Below are 18,212 nucleotides of genomic sequence, written 5' to 3'. Positions count from 1 at the left end.
TGAGCGGATCACGCCGCCGGGTGGCGCCTCTCGCTGGGCGGCCCGGAGGCGCAGGCGGTGGTCTAGGGGGATCAGGCGATGGTCGGCACGATCCCGCCCTCGACCCGCAGGCTCGCACCGTTGGTCGCCGCCGCAAGCGGGCTCGCCAGATAGGCCACGAGGCCTGCGATCTCCTCGGGCTCGATCATCCGGGCAAGCAGCGAGAGCGGGCGGTGGACCCGGAAGAACTCCGCCTCCAGTTCGGCCGGCGGGGCGTCCGGGTCCGAGGCGACGCTCTTCAGGAAGTCCACGATGCCCTCCGAGCGGGTCGGGCCGGGCATCACCGCGTTCACCGTCACGCCGGTGCCGCGGGTGCGCTGGGCCAGGCCCCGGGTGATCGTCAGCTGCGCGGTCTTCGACACCGCGTAGTGCAGCATGTCGGGCGGCGGCACGAGGCCGGATTCGCTCGACACGAACACGATCCGCCCGGAATTTTTTTCCAGCATGCCGGGGAAATAGGCCTGGGCCAGCCGCGCGCCCGAGACGACGTTGACCTCGAACAGGCGGTGCCAATCGGCGTCGGTGATCTCCTCGAACGCCTTGGCTTCGTAGATGCCGAGGTTGTTGACCAGGATGTCGACCGCCGGCAAAGCCGCGACCAAAGCCGCCGCGCCGTCCGCGGTCGCCGGATCGGCCAGCACCGTGCGGGGCGCCCGCGCGCCGGGCTCGGCGGCGATCACGGCCGCGGCCGCATCGAGCTTGCCCTGGTTGCGGCCGGGCAGCACCACCTCGGCGCCTTCCGCGGCGAGGCGGCGGGCGATGGCGAGCCCGATGCCCGCGGTGGCGCCGGTGACGAGGGCGATCTTGCCGCCGATCTTCAGGTCCATGGTCGGTCTCCGTCTCTGGAGGTCCCGAGATGACGATGCCGGGGATTGATGACCAGCGCGCGGGCCGGCACGATGATCGTGCATCGGACGCAACAATGGACCGGCGATGGACAACCGCCTCGGCGAGATGGAGGCCTTCGTGCAGGTGGCCCGCCGCGGCAGCTTCGCGGCCGCCGCCAAGGCCCTGCGCTGCACCCCCTCGGCGGTGAGCCGGGCGGTGGCGCGGCTGGAATCACGCCTCGGCGTCGGCCTGATCCGGCGCACCACCCGGGCGATGACCCTGACGCCGGAGGGCGAGACGTACCTCGTCCGCGCGGGCGAGCTGATCGCCGAGTTCGACGCGATCGAGGACGGCTTCGGCCGCGACGCCGCCCAGCCGAGCGGGCTTCTCCGGGTCAACGCCTCGGTGCCGTTCGGTATGAAGGCGATCCTGCCGGTGCTGCCGCGCTTTCTCATCGAGCAGCCGCGGATGCGGGTCGATCTCGCGCTCACCGACGACGTGGTCGATCTCGTCGAGGCACGCGCCGACGTGGCGATCCGCATCGGCCCTCTGCGCGACACGAGTCTGCGGGCGAAGCGTTTAGGCCGCAGCCGCCTCGCGGTGGTGGCGGCTCCCGCCTACCTGGAGCGCTGCGGCACGCCCGCCCATCCGGACGCGCTTGGCCCTCACAACTGCCTCAATTTCAGCTTCCGCCGCTCGCTGGACACCTGGCCGTTCCTGATCGACGGGGCGGTGGTGCAGCGGCCGGTCCACGGCACCTTCTTCGGCAATTCCGGCGAGGTGGTGCGGCTGATGGCGCTCGGCGGCGCCGGGCTTGCCCGTCTCGCCCGCTTCCACGTCGACGAGGACATCGCGGCCGGCCGCCTCGTGCCGGTGCTCGAAGAGTTCAGCCCGGGCGACGCGGAGGACATCCATGCCCTCTATGCCGGGCACGAGCGGCTGTCCTCGCGTATCCGCTGCTTCGTGGATTTCCTCGCGGCGCACGCGGTGGTCCGCGGGTGAGGCCGCCCCGGCAGGCCGGCGCGGTCGGTCCGCGTCGTTTGGACGTGGGGTCTACGAAGTGGGACGTACGAGCATGGAGGACACGGTCACGCTCGGGCACACTCCGGACTTCACCGGAGCGCGCGCCGACCGCGCCCGAACGCGGCGGAGTCTGTTTGTCATCATGTCGTCCTGGTTCTTACGGCTCGTCGCCGCCCTCCTCGGAAAGCTGCCGGGGCGTCCGTCCTCCGATCGCTGCGCCTGCATCCTGCTCGGCGACGGGCGTGGCGTCTCGTGGTCTGGGAACAGCGAGGCGGCCGGCCCGACGCTCAGCGGTCCGACTCCGCCACCTGCGCGGTGATCCACTCCCGGAAGCGGGCGACCTTCGGGGCGTCGTCCTCGGTCGGGGTGACGAGGAAGAAGCTGTAGGGGCTCGCCACCTCGTCGGGGAAGGGCCGGACCAGTCCGGTACCGGTGACGAGATCACCGCCCAGCACCCGTGTGGCGAGGCCGACCCCGCCACCGGCGGTGGCGACCTGCAGGATCATGAAGGTGTGGGTGAAGCGGGGCCCGCGCGAGGCATCGATGCCGGTGACGCCCGCCGCGGCGAGCCACTGCGACCAGTCCACCGCCTCGACGTCGATCGGGTCGTCGTCGTGAAGCAGCGTGTGGCGGGCGAGATCCCCGGGTGAGCGCAGCGGCGGCTCGCCGTCGCGCAGGGCCGGGCTGCAGACCGGGAAGACGACGTCGTGCATCAGGAGGTCGGAGCGCAGGCCCGGATAGCGCCCGCGCCCGTGCCGGATCGCCACGTCCGCGTCGTCGCGGGAAAAGTCCACCAGCCGGTTGTTGGCGACGACCCGCACGTCGAGGTCGGGATTTTGCGTCCGGAAGCTGCTCATGCGCGGGATCAGCCACAGGCTGGCGAAGGAATGGGTGGTGCTCACCGTCAGCACGTGGTCCTGGCCTTGACGCCGCAGCCGGGCGGTCGCCTCGGCGAGCCCGTCCAGCAGCTCGCCGGCGGCGACCGCGAAGCGCTGGCCCGCCGGAGTGAGGACGACGCCGCGGCTCGGCAGGCGGCGAAAGAGGGCGAGGCCGAACCAGCCCTCCAGGATCTTCACCTGTTGCGCCACCGCGCCGGCACTCACCCCGAGCTCGTCCCCGGCCTCGTGGAAGGTGGCGTGGCGCGAGGCGGCCTCGAAGGCCCGCACGGCATTGAGCGGCGGCAGGCGGCGGCGGGGAGTCCGGTCGAGGGCCACGATGCGATCCTCCAAGTGACCCAGATTTCCTGGGGCGACGGACGAGTCGATCTGGTTTGATCGGCGGGCTCCGAAAAGGCAATCTCCCTCCATCAGCAACACCCCGTCCGACTTGGAGAGAGCCATGACGACCCTCGTCGCTGGCCGAGGAAACCTGCGCCTCGTTCCCACCATCCGTGTCGGTGCGCCGCGCCGGCGCTCCGCCGTCTCGCTGCTCCAGCGGCTCGAATTGTGGGCCGACCGCTGGCACGAGCGCCGCGCGCTGCTCGCCTGCCCCGACGAACTGCTGAAGGATGTCGGCCTGTCGCGGGCCGATGCGGCGCGCGAGGCGGGGAAGCCGTTCTGGATCGAGTGAGGTCGCCGTGTGAGGCGCGGGCATTCCCCTCTCCCCGACAGATCCCGGGCTTGCCCGGGATCTGCAAGCGACGGACGAAGTCGGGCAAGCCCGACTTCGTTGCGGGGAGAGGCCTGAGCTCCGGAGGGGCTCAGGGAGCCCGGCAGCGAACCGCAGGTTCGCCGCGAGGGTGAGGGGGTGTTTCCGGAGGCGTCTCATACGCTTTCCGATTGATCGCTTCGCGATGCGGAAAGCGGCTTCGCTCGGGCGCCGCGCGGCCCGCACAACGCCTCAGCCGAACCCCCTCACGCCCCCTTACGCCACCAACCCCGGATCGATCGCCCGCGGGTGCGCCAGCCAGTGCGGCACCGGCAGGTCGCGGGCGCGCAGGAAATCGGGATCGAACAGCTTCGAGGCGTAGCGGGTGCCGTAATCGCACAGGATCGTCACGATGGTGTGGCCCGGGCCGAGATGGCGGGCGAGCCGGATCGCGCCTGCCACGTTGATCCCCGACGAGCCGCCGAGGCACAGGCCCTCCTCCTCCAGCAGGCCGAAGACCAGCGGCAGTGCTTCCGCGTCGGGGATGCCGAAGGAGATGTCGGGCCGAAAACCCTCGAGGTTGCCGGTGATGCGGCCCTGGCCGATGCCCTCGGTGATCGAGGTGCCCGAGGCCTTGAGCTCGCCCGTGGCGTAGTACGGGTGCAAGGCCGAACCGTCGGGATCGGCGAGCCCGATCGTCACCCCGGGATGGCGGGCGCGCAACGCCGCCGCGGTGCCGGCAAGCGTGCCGCCGGTGCCGGCCGCGCAGATGAAGCCGTCGACCTTGCCGTCCGTCGCCTCCCAGATCTCGGGCCCCGTCGTGGCGATGTGCGCCTCACGGTTGGCGAGGTTGTCGAACTGGTCGGCGAAGAAGGCACCGCCGGGCTCGGTCGCGGCGAGGCGCTCGGCGAGGCGGCCTGCCACCTTCACGTAGTTGTTGGGGTTGGCGAACGGCACCGCCGGCACCTCGACGAGGTCGGCCCCGGCGAGACGCAACGCCTGCTTCTTCTCCGCCGACTGGGTCTCCGGGATCACGATCACCGTGCGGTAGCCGCGCGCCGCGCCGACGAGCGCGAGGCCGATGCCGGTATTGCCCGCCGTGCCCTCGACGATGGTGCCGCCCGGCCGTAAGCTGCCGGCGCGTTCGGCCGCCTCGACCATGGACAGGGCGGCGCGGTCCTTCACCGACTGGCCCGGATTCAGGAACTCGGCCTTGCCCAGGATGGTGCAGCCGGTCTCCTCCGAGGCGCGCTTGAGGCGGATCAGCGGCGTGCCGCCGATCGCGGCGAGGATGTCGGAGCGGATCATCGCGAAGGTCATCCGGGGCTGGCGGGCCTTGCGCCCGCGGGGGTGGCGGTGATGCCGTGAATGCGAGTGGGCGGCAAGGCGCGCCTGCCTGGAATACCTCCAAGCCGTGTCGTCCGAGCCGCGTTGACGGGGCTGGCCGCAAATGTCAGCCTTCCTGACTTAATCGGCGTGGTCCCGAGAGGCCGGTGAAACCGGCCCGCACCGCGCGAGGAGGAGAGGAACACGCGATGGGTTCGCCCGCGACCACCCCGTCCCTTCGGCCGGTCAGCCTCGACGACAAGTACGATCTCTCCCGCGATCAGGTCTTCGTCACCGGCACGCAAGCCGTCATCCGGATGCTGCTGATGCAGCAGGCCCGCGACCGGGCGGCGGGGCTCAACACCGCGGGTTTCGTGTCGGGCTATCGCGGCTCGCCGATCGGCGGGCTCGACCAGAACCTGGTGCGGGCCAAGACAGTGCTCGACCGGGCCAACATCGTGTTCCAGCCCGGCCTCAACGAGGAACTGGCCGCCACCGCCATCTGGGGGGCGCAGCAGGCCGAGATGCGGGGCGAAGGCCGCTACGACGGCGTGTTCGGCCTCTGGTACGGCAAGGGCCCGGGCGTCGACCGCTCCGGCGACGTGTTCCGCCATGCCAACATGGCCGGCACCGCGCGCCACGGCGGCGTGCTGGCGCTGATGGGCGACGACCACACGGCGGAATCCTCCACCGTCGCGCACCAGTCGGAGTTCCACTTCGTCGACGTGATGAGCCCGATCCTGAACCCGGCCGGCGTGCAGGAGATCCTGGATTACGGCCTCTACGGCTACGCGATGAGCCGCTATTGCGGCACCTGGGTCGCCTTCAAGTGCGTGAAGGAGAACATCGAATCGACCGCGAGCGTGGATGCGCGCCTCGACCGGGTGAAGATTCACCTGCCCGACGACTTCCTGATGCCGCCGGGCGGTCTCAACATCCGCACGCCGGACGGCATCCTGGAGCAGGAGGCCCGCCTCCAGGACTTCAAGCGCGACGCGATGCTGGCCTTCGTGCGGGCCAACAACCTCAACCGGATCGTGCTCTCAGGGGGCCGCCAGCCGAAGATCGGCATCATCACGGTCGGGAAGTCGTATCTCGACGTGCGCCAGGCGATGGACGACCTCGGCCTCGACGAGGTCAAGGCCAACGACATGGGGGTGCGGCTCTACAAGGTCGCCTGCCCGTGGCCGCTGTCGCGGCGCGAATTGGCGGAGTTCGCCGACGGCCTCGACCTCGTGATGGTGGTCGAGGAGAAGCGATCCCTGATCGAGGTGCAGCTGCGCGAGGAACTCTACGGATCGCGCCACCAGCCGGCCTGCATCGGCAAGCGGGATGAGGAGGGCCACTCGCTCTTCCCGGTCAAGGGCGCCCTCGATCCCAACGACATCGCGGTGGCGCTCGGTGAGCGGCTGCTGCGCTACCACCGCAACGACGACCTCGCGGCCCGCGTCGCCCGCCTCAAGGGCGCGCAGGAGCGGCTGGCGGCGACCGCCGACATCGCCGCGCGGATCCCGCATTTCTGCGCCGGCTGCCCGCACAATTCCTCCACCAAGGTGCCCGAGGGCATGCGGGCCTATGCCGGCATCGGCTGCCACTACATGGCGCAGTGGATGGACCGCAGCACCGACGGCTTCACCCAGATGGGCGGCGAGGGCGCGAACTGGATCGGCGAGAACGCCTTCTCCAAGCGCGGCCACGTCTTCCAGAATCTCGGCGACGGCACCTACAACCATTCGGGCTCTCTGGCCCTGCGATGGGCCGTCGATACCGGCACCACCATCACCTACAAGATCCTGTTCAACGACGCCGTCGCCATGACCGGCGGCCAGCCGCACGAGGGCGGGCTCACCGTCGACCGCATCGCCGCCCAGGTCCGGGCGGAGGGCGTCGAGCGCATCGCGCTCGTCACCGACGAGCCGGACAAGTACCCCTCGACGGTGAGCTGGCCGCACGGGCTGACGATCCACCACCGCGACGAGCTGGACGCGGTCCAGCGGGAACTGGCCGGGGTGCCGGGCGTCTCGGTGATGATCTACGACCAGACCTGCGCCTCCGAGAAGCGCCGCCGGCGCAAGCGCAACGCGTTTCCCGATCCCGACAAGCGCGTCATCATCAACGAACTCGTCTGCGAGGGCTGCGGCGATTGCTCGGTGCAGTCGAACTGCGTCGCGGTGCAGCCGGTCGAGACCGAGTTCGGCCGCAAGCGCCGCATCGACCAGTCGAGCTGCAACAAGGACTTTTCCTGCGTGAAGGGCTTCTGCCCGTCCTTCGTGACGGTGCATGGAGCAAAGCCCCGCAGCCGGCCGGCCGGTGTCCCGGTGACGACCGACGCGGCGCCGGATGCGGGTCTCCCCGAGCCCGCGATTCCGGAGATCGCCGGCACCTACAACCTGATCGTCACCGGCGTCGGCGGCACCGGCGTGGTGACGATCGGGGCGATCCTCGGCATGGCGGCGCATCTCGAGGGCAAGGGCCTCGGCATGATCGACATGGCCGGCCTCGCCCAGAAGGGCGGGGCGGTGTTCAGCCACGTGCGGCTGGCGAACCGCCAGGAGGACATCCACGCCATCCGGGTCGGGGCGGGCGCGGCCGACCTCGTGCTCGGCTGCGATCTCGTGGTCAGCGGCAACCGCAAGGTGCTGTCGGCGATTGCGAAGGGCCGCACCCACCTCGTCGTCAACACCGCCGAGGTGATGCCGGGCGAGTTCACCCGCCGGCCCGATTTCTCCCTGCCGGCCGAGCGGATCAAGCGGGCGATCCGCGAGGCCGCAGGCGCCGACGCCGCCGATTTCACCGATGCGACGAGCCTCGCGGTCTCGATGCTCGGCAATGCGCTCGCCGCCAACATGTTCATGCTCGGCTACGCCTGGCAGCGCGGGCGGGTGCCGTTGTCGCGGGACGCACTCCTGAAGGCGATCGAGCTCAACCGCGAGGCGGTGGCGATGAACCTCGCCGCCTTCGCCTGGGGGCGGCGCGCGGCGGCTCGACCCGAGACGATGCGGGCGGTCGAGGCCCCCGCCCCGGAGCAGGCGCCGGATCTCGACGGCGTCATCGCCAGGCGCGTCGCCTTCCTCACCGCCTACCAGGATTCGGCTTATGCCGACCGTTACGGAAAGGCCGTGGCGGCCGTGCGGGCTCGCGAAGCCGCGATCGTGCCGGGCCAGTCGGCGCTCGCCGAGGCCGCCGCGCGCTCGCTGTTCCGGCTCATGGCCTACAAGGACGAATACGAGGTCGCGCGGCTCTACACCGACGGCAGCTTCCAGGCGCAAGTTCAGCGCACCTTCGAGGGCGAGACCCTTCGCTACGAGTTCCACCTCGCCCCGCCGCTGCTGGCCCGCCGCGACCCCGCCACCGGCCGGCCGCGCAAGATGACCTTCGGGCCGTGGATGATGAAGGCGTTCGGGGTGCTGGCCCGGATGAAGGCCTTGCGCGGCACCGCCTTCGATCCGTTCGGCTACACGCAGGAGCGGCGCGAGGAGCGGCGGCTGGTGCAGGATTTCGAGGCGCGGATGGCCGAGATCGCCCGCGACCTGACGCCGGCCAACCACGCCACGGCAGTGGGCCTCGCCGGCCTGCCCCAGCGCATCCGCGGCTACGGGCCGGTGAAGGCGAAGAACCTCGCGGCGGTACGGGAGGAGGAGGCGGCGCTGCTGGCACGGTTCCGCAGCAAGGAGGCCGCGCTCGCGACGGCGGCGGAGTAGGCGCCTTCCTCCTCTCCCCGCGGGCGGGGAGAGGCCCGAGCTCCGAAGGGGCTCGGGGAGCCCGGAGGGCGAGGGTGAGGGGGTGTTTCCGGAGGAGCCTCACTCGTCGAGACCCCCTCACCCTCGCTCCGGCTTTCGCCTCCGCTTGCCGTGTCTCTTGGACAGAGACACGGCCCTCTCCCCGCCCGCGGGGAGAGGGGAAGCCCGCGCCTCTTCTTTTCCCCGGACAGCTTCGCGCCGGGCGGGAAACGCGGGACTCGCGCCCGCCCTGGCTCGGTATTTGCCCCTCTCCTCCGCGTCTGCCACTCCCGGCGCATCCCACCCCACCCGGAGCCCCCGGCATGAAGGACTTTCCCGCCGCCTATCAGGTCAGCGAGGGCTCGGCCCTGTCGGTCGACCGGCCGTTCTACGAGCGGATCGCCGCCGAGACCGGCGGGCGCACCCTGGTCGACGGCTTCACCATCCCGATCCGCTTCGGCCGGGCCTGGAGCGTGCCGGCGGGCCATGTCTTTCGCATCGTCGCGCCGGAGGGGCCGCAGGTCGGCGACCTCAACATCTGGAACCGGCACGATCCGCGCGAGCGGCTCTGGGCGGCGCGGACCCGCCAGCTCCAGGGCGCCCATGTCACGACCTTCGACCGGCTGTGGTCGACCCTGCCGTTCCTGCGCCCGCTCGTCACCATCACGGCCGACAGCTTGAGCCATTACGGCACCGACGAGTATGGCGGCCGGATCCACGATCTCTTGGGAACCCGCTGCGACCCCTATATCAACAAGCTGCTGACCGGCCAGGACTTCCACTTCCACTGCCACTCGAACCTGGTCCGCGCGGTGATGCCGTTCGGCCTGACCGAATTCGACGTGCACGACGTACTCAACGTGTTCCAGGTCACCGGCCTCAACCACGACGACCTGTACTTCATGCGCGACTGCCCGGCGAAAGCCGGCGACTATCTGGAGTTCTTCGCCGAGATCGATTTGCTCTGCGCGCTCTCGACCTGCCCGGGCGGCGATCTCTCGGTGCCGCTCTGGGGGCCCGACGCCCGCGACCCGATCGACGTCTGCCGGCCGCTCGCCGTCGAGGTCTACCGGCTGGACCCGGAACTGACCGAGGGGTGGCAGAGCCCGGCCGTGGCGTCGTATCGCGGCCAGCACGGGCTGCACGCGGAAAAGGGCTGGTGGGACAAGGCCTGAGCATCATTCGCCGAAGTGGTCGCCGGTTCGGCGACAAAGATGATGCAAGAAGGCAAAGCCAAGCAGAGGTGCCCCGTGCAACTTTGCTTAGCGCACCGGGAGCGCCAGGCAGACCGCCACCAGGATCACCGCATAGGCCACCACCCTGAACATCCGGTCGGAGGCGCGGGCAAAGCCGTGCGATCCGATCCAGAGGCCGAACCCGTAGGGCAGGAGCAGCGGCACGGCTTCCGCGAAGCGGGGGCCGGTGAGCACCCCGGTCGCCGTGAACACCCCCCCCGAGACCAGGGTCGAGAGGCCGAAATAGGCCATCAGGTTGTCGCGCACCTGGCGCGCCGAGGCGCGCTGGCTGGCGAGCCAGAAGACGGCGAGCGGCATGCCCCCGAGCGCGGCGAATCCGCTCGCCAGCCCCGAGGCGCCCCCCGTCGCGAGCGAGAGCGGCAGCGAGGGATCGCCCTTGTAGCGCCAGCCCGAGACCAGGGCGGCGAGCGCCAGCAGGATGGCGCCGGCGGTGATCCAGCGGGTCAGGGTCGGATCGAGATGGGTGAGGAGCTGGACGCCGAGCGGCAGCAGGAGGGTGGAGCCGATGAGGAGCGGCACCACCTCGCGCCAGACCGCCCGCGGGGCGGAACGGGCGCCGAACCACAACGAGAACGGCGCATCGACCACCCAGATCAGCCCCACCGCCGCCGCCGGGCCGACGGCGGCCGCGGCGACCGGCACGAACACCATCGCGAAGCCGAAGCCGGTGAAGCCGCGCACCAGCCCGCCGACGAGGGCCGCGAGGAACAGGGTGGCGGCCCGGGCGTCGAGCGGTAGCAGGGTGGCGAGATCGAGCGACATGACGTCACCACGCGCGCCACGGCTACGATTCGTCAAGGGTCTCGCCGCATGAGTGGTCCGGGCGTGTTCACGGAACGTCCCGTGGTGGCGGCGCAGTCGTTTCCCGGCTAAGATCCGACGCTCTTCGCGCCGGGGCGGTTTTTCGGCATGATGCGGGCGCCGCCTGCACCGGTTGACAAGGAACTTCGAGCGGCGATGAGCGAACCGATCCGCATCCTCGGCATCGATCCGGGCCTGCGCCGCACCGGCTGGGGCCTGATCACCGTCACGGGCACCCGCCTCGCCTTCGTGGCGAGCGGCACCGTGACGTCGAACGGCGATGACGACCTCGCCACCCGCCTGCGCACCCTGCACGAGGGCCTGACCAAGGTGGTCGCGACGCTGTTGCCCGACGAGGCGGCGGTGGAGGAGACCTTCGTCAACAAGGACGCGCAGGCGACCCTGAAGCTCGGCCACGCCCGCGCCGTGGCGCTGCTGGTGCCGGCGCTTGCCGGCCTGCCGGTGGCCGAATACGCCGCCAACCTGGTGAAGAAGACCGTGGTCGGCGCCGGCCATGCCGAGAAGGACCAGGTCGGCGCCATGGTGCGCTTCCTCCTGCCGAAGGCCACCGCCGACACCGCGGATGCGGCGGACGCGCTCGCCATCGCCATCACCCATGCGAGCCACCGGGCGGCGCGGATGCGCACGGCCGCCCATGCCGCCGCGGCCGGGCCGGGGGCGGCGCGGATCGCCCGGGCGGTGGCGCGGGGGTGAGGGGAAGGCCGGCAAGAGCAGTGGACCAGAGGCGATCAAACGACTGAAACCCTCCGCGTCATACGCTTTCCGATGGATCGCTTCGCGATGCGGAAACCGGAATCCCGAACCGCGGATCGTTCGGAAAAGGCGAATGGCGTTCCGCTCGATCCTCCACGCACCTGAGTTTCTGGATCCCGGGCTCCCGCCTGCGGCGAGCCCCGGGGTGACCCTGTGAGGCGGAGAGGTCGAGTCCGCGCTCGGATCGCTCGACCGACACGGCGCCGTCACCCGGCCGCCGTGCCGGGATGTCCGTTCGGCACTGCGCCCTCAGCCCTCTCCCCGCTTGTCTTAAAAAACGATCGTTCGTATGAATGGGGAAAATCCAGGGAGGGCGCCGATGATCCCGAACGCCGCGCGAGCATTCAATTTCGGCCTGGGCGAGACTGCCGAGGCGATCCGCGACAGCGTGCGCGGGTTCGCGCAGGACAGGATCGCGCCACGGGCCGAGGAGATCGACCGCACCAACACCTTCCCGCGCGACCTGTGGCCCGAGATGGGGGCGCTCGGCCTCCACGGCATCACGGTCGAGGAGGAGTACGGGGGGCTCGGCCTCGGCTACCTCGCCCATTGCGTGGCGATGGAGGAGGTGTCGCGGGCCTCGGCCTCGGTCGGCCTGTCGTACGGCGCGCACTCGAACCTGTGCGTCAACCAGATCACCCGCAACGGCTCGGACGCGCAGAAGCGGAAATACCTGCCGAAGCTCATCTCCGGCGAGCATGTGGGCGCGCTCGCGATGTCGGAGCCGGGCGCCGGCTCGGACGTGGTGTCGATGAAGACCCGCGCCGAGAAGCGGGGCGACCGTTACGTCCTGACCGGCTCCAAGATGTGGATCACCAACGGCCCCATCGCCGAGACCCTGGTGGTCTACGCCAAGACCGATCCGGCGGCGGGACCCCGCGGCATCACCGCCTTCCTGGTCGAGAAAGGCATGAAGGGGTTTTCGACCGCCCAGAAGCTCGACAAGCTCGGGATGCGCGGTTCCGATACCTGCGAGCTGGTCTTCGAGGAGTGCGAGATTCCGGAAGAGAACGTGCTCGGAGAGGTCGGGCGCGGCGTCAACGTGCTGATGTCGGGGCTCGACTACGAGCGGGCGGTGCTGGCGGCGGGGCCGCTCGGCATCATGCAGGCCTGCCTCGACGTGGTCGTCCCTTACGTCCACGAGCGCAAGCAGTTCGGCCAGGCGATCGGCGAGTTCCAGCTGGTCCAGGGCAAGCTCGCCGACATGTACGTCTCGACCAACGCCGCCAAGGCCTATGTCTACGCGGTGGCGCAGGCCTGCGACCGCGGCGAGACCACCCGCGAGGACGCGGCCGGCGCGATCCTCTACGCCGCCGAGCGGGCGACGCAATGCGCCCTCGACGCGATCCAGCTGCTCGGCGGCAACGGCTACATCAACGACTACCCGACCGGGCGCCTGCTCCGCGACGCCAAGCTCTACGAGATCGGCGCCGGCACCAGCGAGATCCGCCGGATGCTGATCGGCCGCGAGCTCTTCGCCAAGTCCGCCTGAAGGCCTGTCTGAGCTATTGTTCCAGTAATCGACCTCATCCTGAGGTGCGAACGCAGTGAGCCTCGAAGGAGGCTTCCAGAAGACGCGGCGATCTCTGGAGGCCTCCTTCGAGGCCCGCTTCGCGGGCACCTCAGGATGAGGTGAGAGGGTGGAGACGCCGAATGATGTTCAGCTCTCGTCAGATCAAGCCGCTCACACAGGCTCCGAGGTTCTGAAGCCGATGCCGGTCATCCCCACCAGCGCCGACCTCACCTCCGGGGCGGCGGAGCAGAACCGTGCCGCCTGGGCCGATCTGCGCGCCACCTTGAAGGCTCAACGCGCCAAGGCCGCCGCCGGCGGGCCGGCGCGGGCCCGCGAGCGCCACGTCGCCCGCGGCAAGCTCCTGCCCCGCGACCGGGTCCTGCGCCTGCTCGATCCGGGCTCGCCCTTCCTGGAGGTCGGGGGGCTCGCCGCCCACGGACTCTACGGCGAGGAGATCCACGCCGCCGGGATCATCACCGGCATCGGCCGGGTCGCCGGCCGCGAGGTGATGGTGGTCTGCAACGACGCCACCATCAAGGGCGGCACCTACTACCCGCTGACGGTGAAGAAGCACCTGCGGGCGCAGGAGATCGCGCTCCAGAACCGGCTGCCCTGCCTCTACCTCGTCGATTCCGGCGGCGCCAACCTGCCGCAACAGACCGAGGTGTTCCCCGACCGCGAGCATTTCGGCCGCATCTTCTACAACCAGGCGCAGATGTCGGCCGCCGGCATCCCGCAGATCGCCTGCGTGATGGGCTCCTGTACCGCCGGCGGCGCCTACGTGCCGGCGATGTCGGACGAGAGCGTGATCGTGCGCCGCCAGGGCACGATCTTCCTCGGCGGTCCGCCGCTCGTGAAGGCCGCGACCGGCGAGGTCGTGAGCGCCGAAGACCTCGGCGGCGCCGACGTGCACGCGCGGCTGTCGGGTGTCGCCGACCATTACGCCACCGACGATGCCCACGCGCTCGCCATCCTGCGCCGTATCGTCGGGGGCCTCAACACCGTCAAGCGGCCGGACCTCGACATCGCGGCCTCCGTCGATCCGGCCTACGCGGCGGGCGATCTCGACGCCCTGGTGCCCACGGACCTGCGCAAGCAGTACGATGCCCGCGAGTTGATCGCCCGCCTCGTCGACGGCTCGGAGTTCGACGAGTTCAAGCGGCTCTACGGCACCACGCTCGTCACCGGCTTTGCCCGGCTCCACGGCATGCCGGTGGGGATTCTGGCCAATAACGGCATCCTCTACTCGGAGAGCGCGCTGAAGGGCGCGCACTTCATCGAATTGTGCTGCCAGCGCCGGATCCCGCTGATCTTCCTCCAGAACATCTCCGGTTTCATGGTCGGGCGCGAGGTCGAGGCCGGGGGCATCGCCAAGAACGGCGCGAAGCTCGTCACGGCGGTCGCCACCGCGGCGGTGCCGAAGCTCACGGTGATCGTCGGCGGCTCCTACGGCGCCGGCAATTACGGCATGTGCGGCCGGGCCTATTCGCCGCGCTTCCTGTTCGCCTGGCCGAATTCGCGCATCTCGGTGATGGGCGCCGAGCAGGCGGCGAGCGTGCTCGCCACCGTGCGGCGCGACAACATCGAGGCCGGTGGCGGCGCCTGGAGCCCGGAGGAGGAGGAGGCGTTCAAGGCCCCGATCCGCGCCGGGTTCGAGGAGGAGGGCTCGCCCTACTACGCCACGGCGCGGCTGTGGGACGACGGCATCATCCTGCCGGAGGAAACGCGCCGGGTGCTCGGCCTGTCGCTCTCGGCCTGCCTCAACGCGCCGGTGCCGGAGACCCGGTTCGGCCTGTTCCGGATGTGAGGACGCCAGAGGACAGTCATGACCATACGCCGTCTCACTTCCGTCCTCGTCGCCAATCGCGGCGAGATCGCCTGCCGGGTGATCCGCACCGCCAAACGCCTCGGCATGCGCACCATCGCAGTCTACTCGGAGGCCGACCGCGACGCCCTCCACGTCGCGCTCGCCGACGAAGCCCGTTGCATCGGCCCGGCGCCCGCGCCCGACTCGTACCTGCGCATCGACCGCATCCTGGAGGCGGCACGGGCGAGCGGCGCCGCGTGCATCCATCCGGGCTACGGCTTCCTGTCGGAGCGGCCGGACTTCGCCGATGCTTGCGCGGAAGCCGGCATCGTCTTCGTCGGCCCGCCCGCTTCCGCCATCCGCGCCATGGGCCTCAAGGATGCGGCGAAGGCCCTCGTCGCCGAGGCCGGCGTGCCGGTGGTGCCGGGCTATCACGGCGCCCGCCAGGACCCGGATTTCCTCGCCGCGGAAGCGGCGGCCATCGGTTACCCCGTCCTCATCAAGGCGGTGGCCGGCGGCGGCGGCAAGGGCATGCGGCGGGTCGAGGGGCCGGCGGACTTCGCCGACGCGCTGGCATCCGCGCAGCGCGAGGCGAGAGGAGCCTTCGGCGATCCGCGGGTGCTGGTCGAGAAATACATCCTCTCGCCGCGCCACGTCGAGATCCAGGTGTTTTGCGATGGCCACGGCAACGCCGTCCACCTGTTCGAGCGCGATTGTTCGCTCCAGCGCCGGCACCAGAAGGTGATCGAGGAGGCGCCCGCCCCCGGCATGCCCGAGGAGGTCCGTGCGGCGATGGGCCGGGCCGCCGTCGAGGCGGCGAAGGCGGTCGGCTATGTCGGCGCCGGCACGGTCGAGTTCATCGCCGACGGCCGCGAGGGCCTGCGACCCGACGGCTTCTGGTTCATGGAGATGAACACCCGGCTCCAGGTCGAGCATCCGGTGACCGAGGCGATCACCGGCCACGACCTCGTCGCGTGGCAGTTCCGCGTGGCCTCCGGCGAGACTTTGCCGGTCGATCAGGCGGGTCTCGCGATCCACGGCCACGCCGTCGAGGCGCGGCTCTATGCCGAGGATCCGGATCACGGCTTCCTGCCCTCGACCGGCCCCTTGCGGGCGCTCCAGCTTCCGGAAGGGGAGGGGGTCCGGGTCGATACCGGCGTGCGGGCGGGCGACCGGGTGACGCCGTTCTACGATCCCATGATCGCCAAGGTGATCGCCCACGGCGCCACCCGTACCGAGGCCCTGGACCGGCTGGCGGGGGCGCTCGGCCGCACCCTGGTGGCGGGGCCGAAGACCAACGTCGCCTTCCTCAAGGCGCTCGCCGAGGCGCCGGATTTTCGCGAGGGCCGCTTCGATACCGGCTTCATCGACCGCGACCTCGGTGTCCTGACGGCGCCGAGCCCGCATCGCGACGCCGCGATCCGGGCCGGGATCCGGGCGCTGGTGGCACGGGAGAGTTCTGCGCGCACCGGCTCGCCCTGGGACGCGGTGGACGGGTTCCAGCTCGGCGAGGCCCGGCGCCAGGTGTGGCCGTTCGTGCTCGAAGGCGAGCCGGCCGAAGCCGTGCTGCACTGGGGCCCCTCCGGGCCGAAAGTGGACTATGGCGAAGCCGGTCTCGAGCCCGACGCCGTCACGGTGGTCGACGCGCCGCCCGGCGTGCTGGTGCTGGCCGAGGGCCGCCAGATCGCGCTTCAGCCCCCCGATCCCTTCGCGGTCGATCTCGACCACATCGACCAGGGCGGCACCATCAAGGCGCCGATGCACGGCCGCCTCGTCGCCGTGCTGGTCGCCCCCGGCGACACGGTCGTGCGCGGCCAGCGCCTCGCGGTGGTCGAGGCGATGAAGATGGAGCACGCGCTCACCGCCCCCAGCGACGGCATCGTCGCCGAGGTCGCGGGGCAAGCCGGCCAGCAGGTCGCCGAGGGCGCCCGCCTGATCACCCTGACCACGGAGGACGCCGCGTGAGCACGATTCCGGCTTCGACCCACCCGCGCGGCGGGCTGTACTTCGAGGATTTCGAGGTCGGCGCCACGCTCCGCCATCGCCTCACCCGCACGGTGACGCAGATGGACAACATGCTTTTTTCCAACATGACGCTCAATCCGCAACCGCTCCACATCGACGCGCATTTCTGCGCCACCGAGACGGAGTGGGGCAAACCCCTGATGAACTCGCTGTTCACGCTGGGGCTGATGATCGGCATCTCGGTCAACGACACCACGGTCGGCACCACCATCGGCAATCTCGGCATGACCGAGACCCGCTTCCCCGCGCCGCTCTTCGAGGGCGACACGGTGAGCGTGACGACGGAGGTCGTCGCCAAGCGCGAATCGCGCTCGCGCCCGACCGCCGGCATCGTCGACCTCGTCCACCGCGCCTACAATCAGGACGGCACGCTGGTGGCGGAATGCCGCCGCCAGGCGATGATGCGCAAGCGACCGGTGGCGGAGGCTTGAGACGATGCGCTCGCTGCTGTTCGTCCCCGGCGATTCCCCCCGCAAGCAGGAGAAGGGCCTGGAGGTCGGCGCCGACGCCCTGATCCTCGACCTGGAGGATTCCGTCGCGCTCGCCGAGAAGCCGAAGGCCCGCGAGGTCGCGGCCGGCTTCCTGGCGCGGATGCGGGATCGGGCCACGCGCCCGAAACTCTATGTCCGGGTCAACGCCCTCGATACCGGCCTCACCGAGGACGACCTCGCCGCGGTGATGCCGCACGCCCCCGACGGGATCATGCTGCCGAAGGCCGAGGGGGGCCTGAGCGTGGCGCATCTCGGGGCGCGTCTGGCGGTCCACGAGGCCGAATACGGGTTGGAGAACGGCGCCACCCGCATCCTGCCGATCGCCACCGAGACGGCCCGGGCGGTCTTCGCGCTCCAGAGCCTGCCGGGAGCGAGCCCGCGGCTCTCCGGCATTACCTGGGGGGCGGAGGACCTCTCCGCCGACATCGGCGCCGAGACCAACAGGGCTGAGGACGGTGCCTGGACCGCCCCGTTCGCGCTCGCCCGCAACCTGACCCTGATGGCGGCGGCCGCCTCGGAGGTGGACGCCATCGACACCATCAACGCCCAGTTTCGCGACCTCGATGGCCTGGCGCGCGAGTGCCGGGCGGCGCGCCGCGACGGGTTCGTCGGCAAGATGGCGATCCATCCGGCGCAAGTTTCGGTCATCAACGAGGCCTTCACGCCGACCGAGGCCGCCCTCGCCCAGGCCCGCCAGGTCGTGGCCGCCTTCGCGCAATCGCCGGGGGTCGGCGTGGTCGGGATCGACGGCGAGATGTTCGACCGGCCGCACCTGCGCCGGGCGGAGCGGCTGCTGGCGCGGGTGGGGTGAGGCGGGGAGACCCGCACCGCGCTCGACGCCGTTCTGAAGGAGAGAGGCGTCTAGAGCGCTTCACGATCGCATTGCAATCGCGAAGCTCTCTAGGTCTTTGATCTCGCCGCATTTTCTGCGACGAACCGGTATCCACTTCGTCGGAAAATGCTCTAGACTGATTATGATCATGCAGACCTGATGCAGGATCCGCGTGATCTCGACCGCCTAGG

Annotated in this window: 14 protein-coding genes; 10 read left to right on the top strand and 4 right to left on the bottom strand. The window is 70.5% G+C overall.

Annotated features, from left to right (window positions below):
• Positions 1–71: 71 nt before the first annotated feature.
• On the bottom strand, positions 72–866 hold the full coding sequence (locus tag AC3AOF_RS27710; RefSeq protein WP_236987845.1) for an SDR family NAD(P)-dependent oxidoreductase: 795 nt from the start codon (positions 864–866) through the stop codon (positions 72–74).
• Between the two features lie 106 nt (positions 867–972).
• Between AC3AOF_RS27710 and AC3AOF_RS27705 the strand changes: the two genes are divergently transcribed.
• Positions 973–1,869, top strand: coding sequence for a LysR family transcriptional regulator (locus AC3AOF_RS27705; protein WP_236987846.1), 897 nt, complete (start codon positions 973–975; stop codon positions 1,867–1,869).
• Between the two features lie 308 nt (positions 1,870–2,177).
• On the opposite strand, the gene gcvA is transcribed toward AC3AOF_RS27705, so the two are convergent.
• A complete protein-coding gene (gene gcvA, locus AC3AOF_RS27700) occupies positions 2,178–3,119 on the bottom strand; it encodes a transcriptional regulator GcvA (RefSeq protein WP_236987847.1) in 942 nt (313 codons plus the stop codon).
• Between the two features lie 109 nt (positions 3,120–3,228).
• Here gcvA and AC3AOF_RS27695 point away from each other — a divergent pair, with 109 nt between their 5' ends.
• Positions 3,229–3,459: a DUF1127 domain-containing protein gene (locus tag AC3AOF_RS27695; protein ID WP_236987848.1), complete on the top strand. Its 231-nt coding sequence runs from the start codon at positions 3,229–3,231 to the stop codon at positions 3,457–3,459.
• A gap of 294 nt (positions 3,460–3,753) precedes the next feature.
• Here AC3AOF_RS27695 and AC3AOF_RS27690 read toward each other — a convergent pair whose 3' ends face one another.
• On the bottom strand, positions 3,754–4,785 hold the full coding sequence (locus tag AC3AOF_RS27690; RefSeq protein ID WP_236987849.1) for a cysteine synthase A: 1,032 nt from the start codon (positions 4,783–4,785) through the stop codon (positions 3,754–3,756).
• A gap of 227 nt (positions 4,786–5,012) precedes the next feature.
• Between AC3AOF_RS27690 and AC3AOF_RS27685 the strand changes: the two genes are divergently transcribed.
• Positions 5,013–8,504: an indolepyruvate ferredoxin oxidoreductase family protein gene (locus AC3AOF_RS27685; protein WP_488347081.1), complete on the top strand. Its 3,492-nt coding sequence runs from the start codon at positions 5,013–5,015 to the stop codon at positions 8,502–8,504.
• Between the two features lie 341 nt (positions 8,505–8,845).
• Positions 8,846–9,697 (top strand): urea carboxylase-associated family protein, encoded by an 852-nt coding sequence (locus tag AC3AOF_RS27680; RefSeq protein WP_488347080.1) that lies wholly within the window; start codon positions 8,846–8,848, stop codon positions 9,695–9,697.
• 87 nt (positions 9,698–9,784) lie between these two features.
• Here the strand turns inward: AC3AOF_RS27680 and AC3AOF_RS27675 are convergent, their stop codons facing one another.
• Positions 9,785–10,540, bottom strand: a complete 756-nt coding sequence (locus AC3AOF_RS27675; protein WP_488347079.1) for a sulfite exporter TauE/SafE family protein — start codon at positions 10,538–10,540, stop codon at positions 9,785–9,787.
• 195 nt (positions 10,541–10,735) lie between these two features.
• Between AC3AOF_RS27675 and ruvC the strand changes: the two genes are divergently transcribed.
• The 6 genes from ruvC to AC3AOF_RS27645 all read left to right on the top strand — a co-directional run bounded on the left by ruvC (position 10,736) and on the right by AC3AOF_RS27645 (position 18,000).
• The gene (ruvC, locus tag AC3AOF_RS27670) at positions 10,736–11,293 is read left to right on the top strand and encodes a crossover junction endodeoxyribonuclease RuvC (RefSeq protein ID WP_236987853.1); all 558 of its coding nucleotides are present in this window, start codon (positions 10,736–10,738) and stop codon (positions 11,291–11,293) included.
• Between the two features lie 379 nt (positions 11,294–11,672).
• Positions 11,673–12,845 (top strand): isovaleryl-CoA dehydrogenase, encoded by a 1,173-nt coding sequence (locus tag AC3AOF_RS27665; protein ID WP_236987854.1) that lies wholly within the window; start codon positions 11,673–11,675, stop codon positions 12,843–12,845.
• A gap of 220 nt (positions 12,846–13,065) precedes the next feature.
• Positions 13,066–14,673 (top strand): carboxyl transferase domain-containing protein, encoded by a 1,608-nt coding sequence (locus tag AC3AOF_RS27660; protein WP_236987855.1) that lies wholly within the window; start codon positions 13,066–13,068, stop codon positions 14,671–14,673.
• A gap of 18 nt (positions 14,674–14,691) precedes the next feature.
• A complete protein-coding gene (locus AC3AOF_RS27655; protein WP_488347078.1) occupies positions 14,692–16,638 on the top strand; it encodes an acetyl/propionyl/methylcrotonyl-CoA carboxylase subunit alpha in 1,947 nt (648 codons plus the stop codon).
• Positions 16,635–17,129 carry a MaoC family dehydratase gene (locus AC3AOF_RS27650; protein ID WP_236987857.1) on the top strand — a complete coding sequence of 165 codons (495 nt, stop codon included), beginning with the start codon at positions 16,635–16,637 and terminating at the stop codon, positions 17,127–17,129. Before AC3AOF_RS27655 ends, AC3AOF_RS27650 begins: the two co-directional genes overlap by 4 nt.
• 4 nt (positions 17,130–17,133) lie before the next feature.
• Entirely contained in the window at positions 17,134–18,000 is an 867-nt protein-coding gene (locus tag AC3AOF_RS27645) for an HpcH/HpaI aldolase/citrate lyase family protein (protein ID WP_488347077.1), read from the top strand.
• The last annotated feature ends 212 nt before the right edge of the window (positions 18,001–18,212 follow it).

Source organism: Methylobacterium sp. 142-1Y (assembly GCF_057747795.1).
This window is presented reverse-complemented; position numbering and strand designations above follow the sequence as displayed.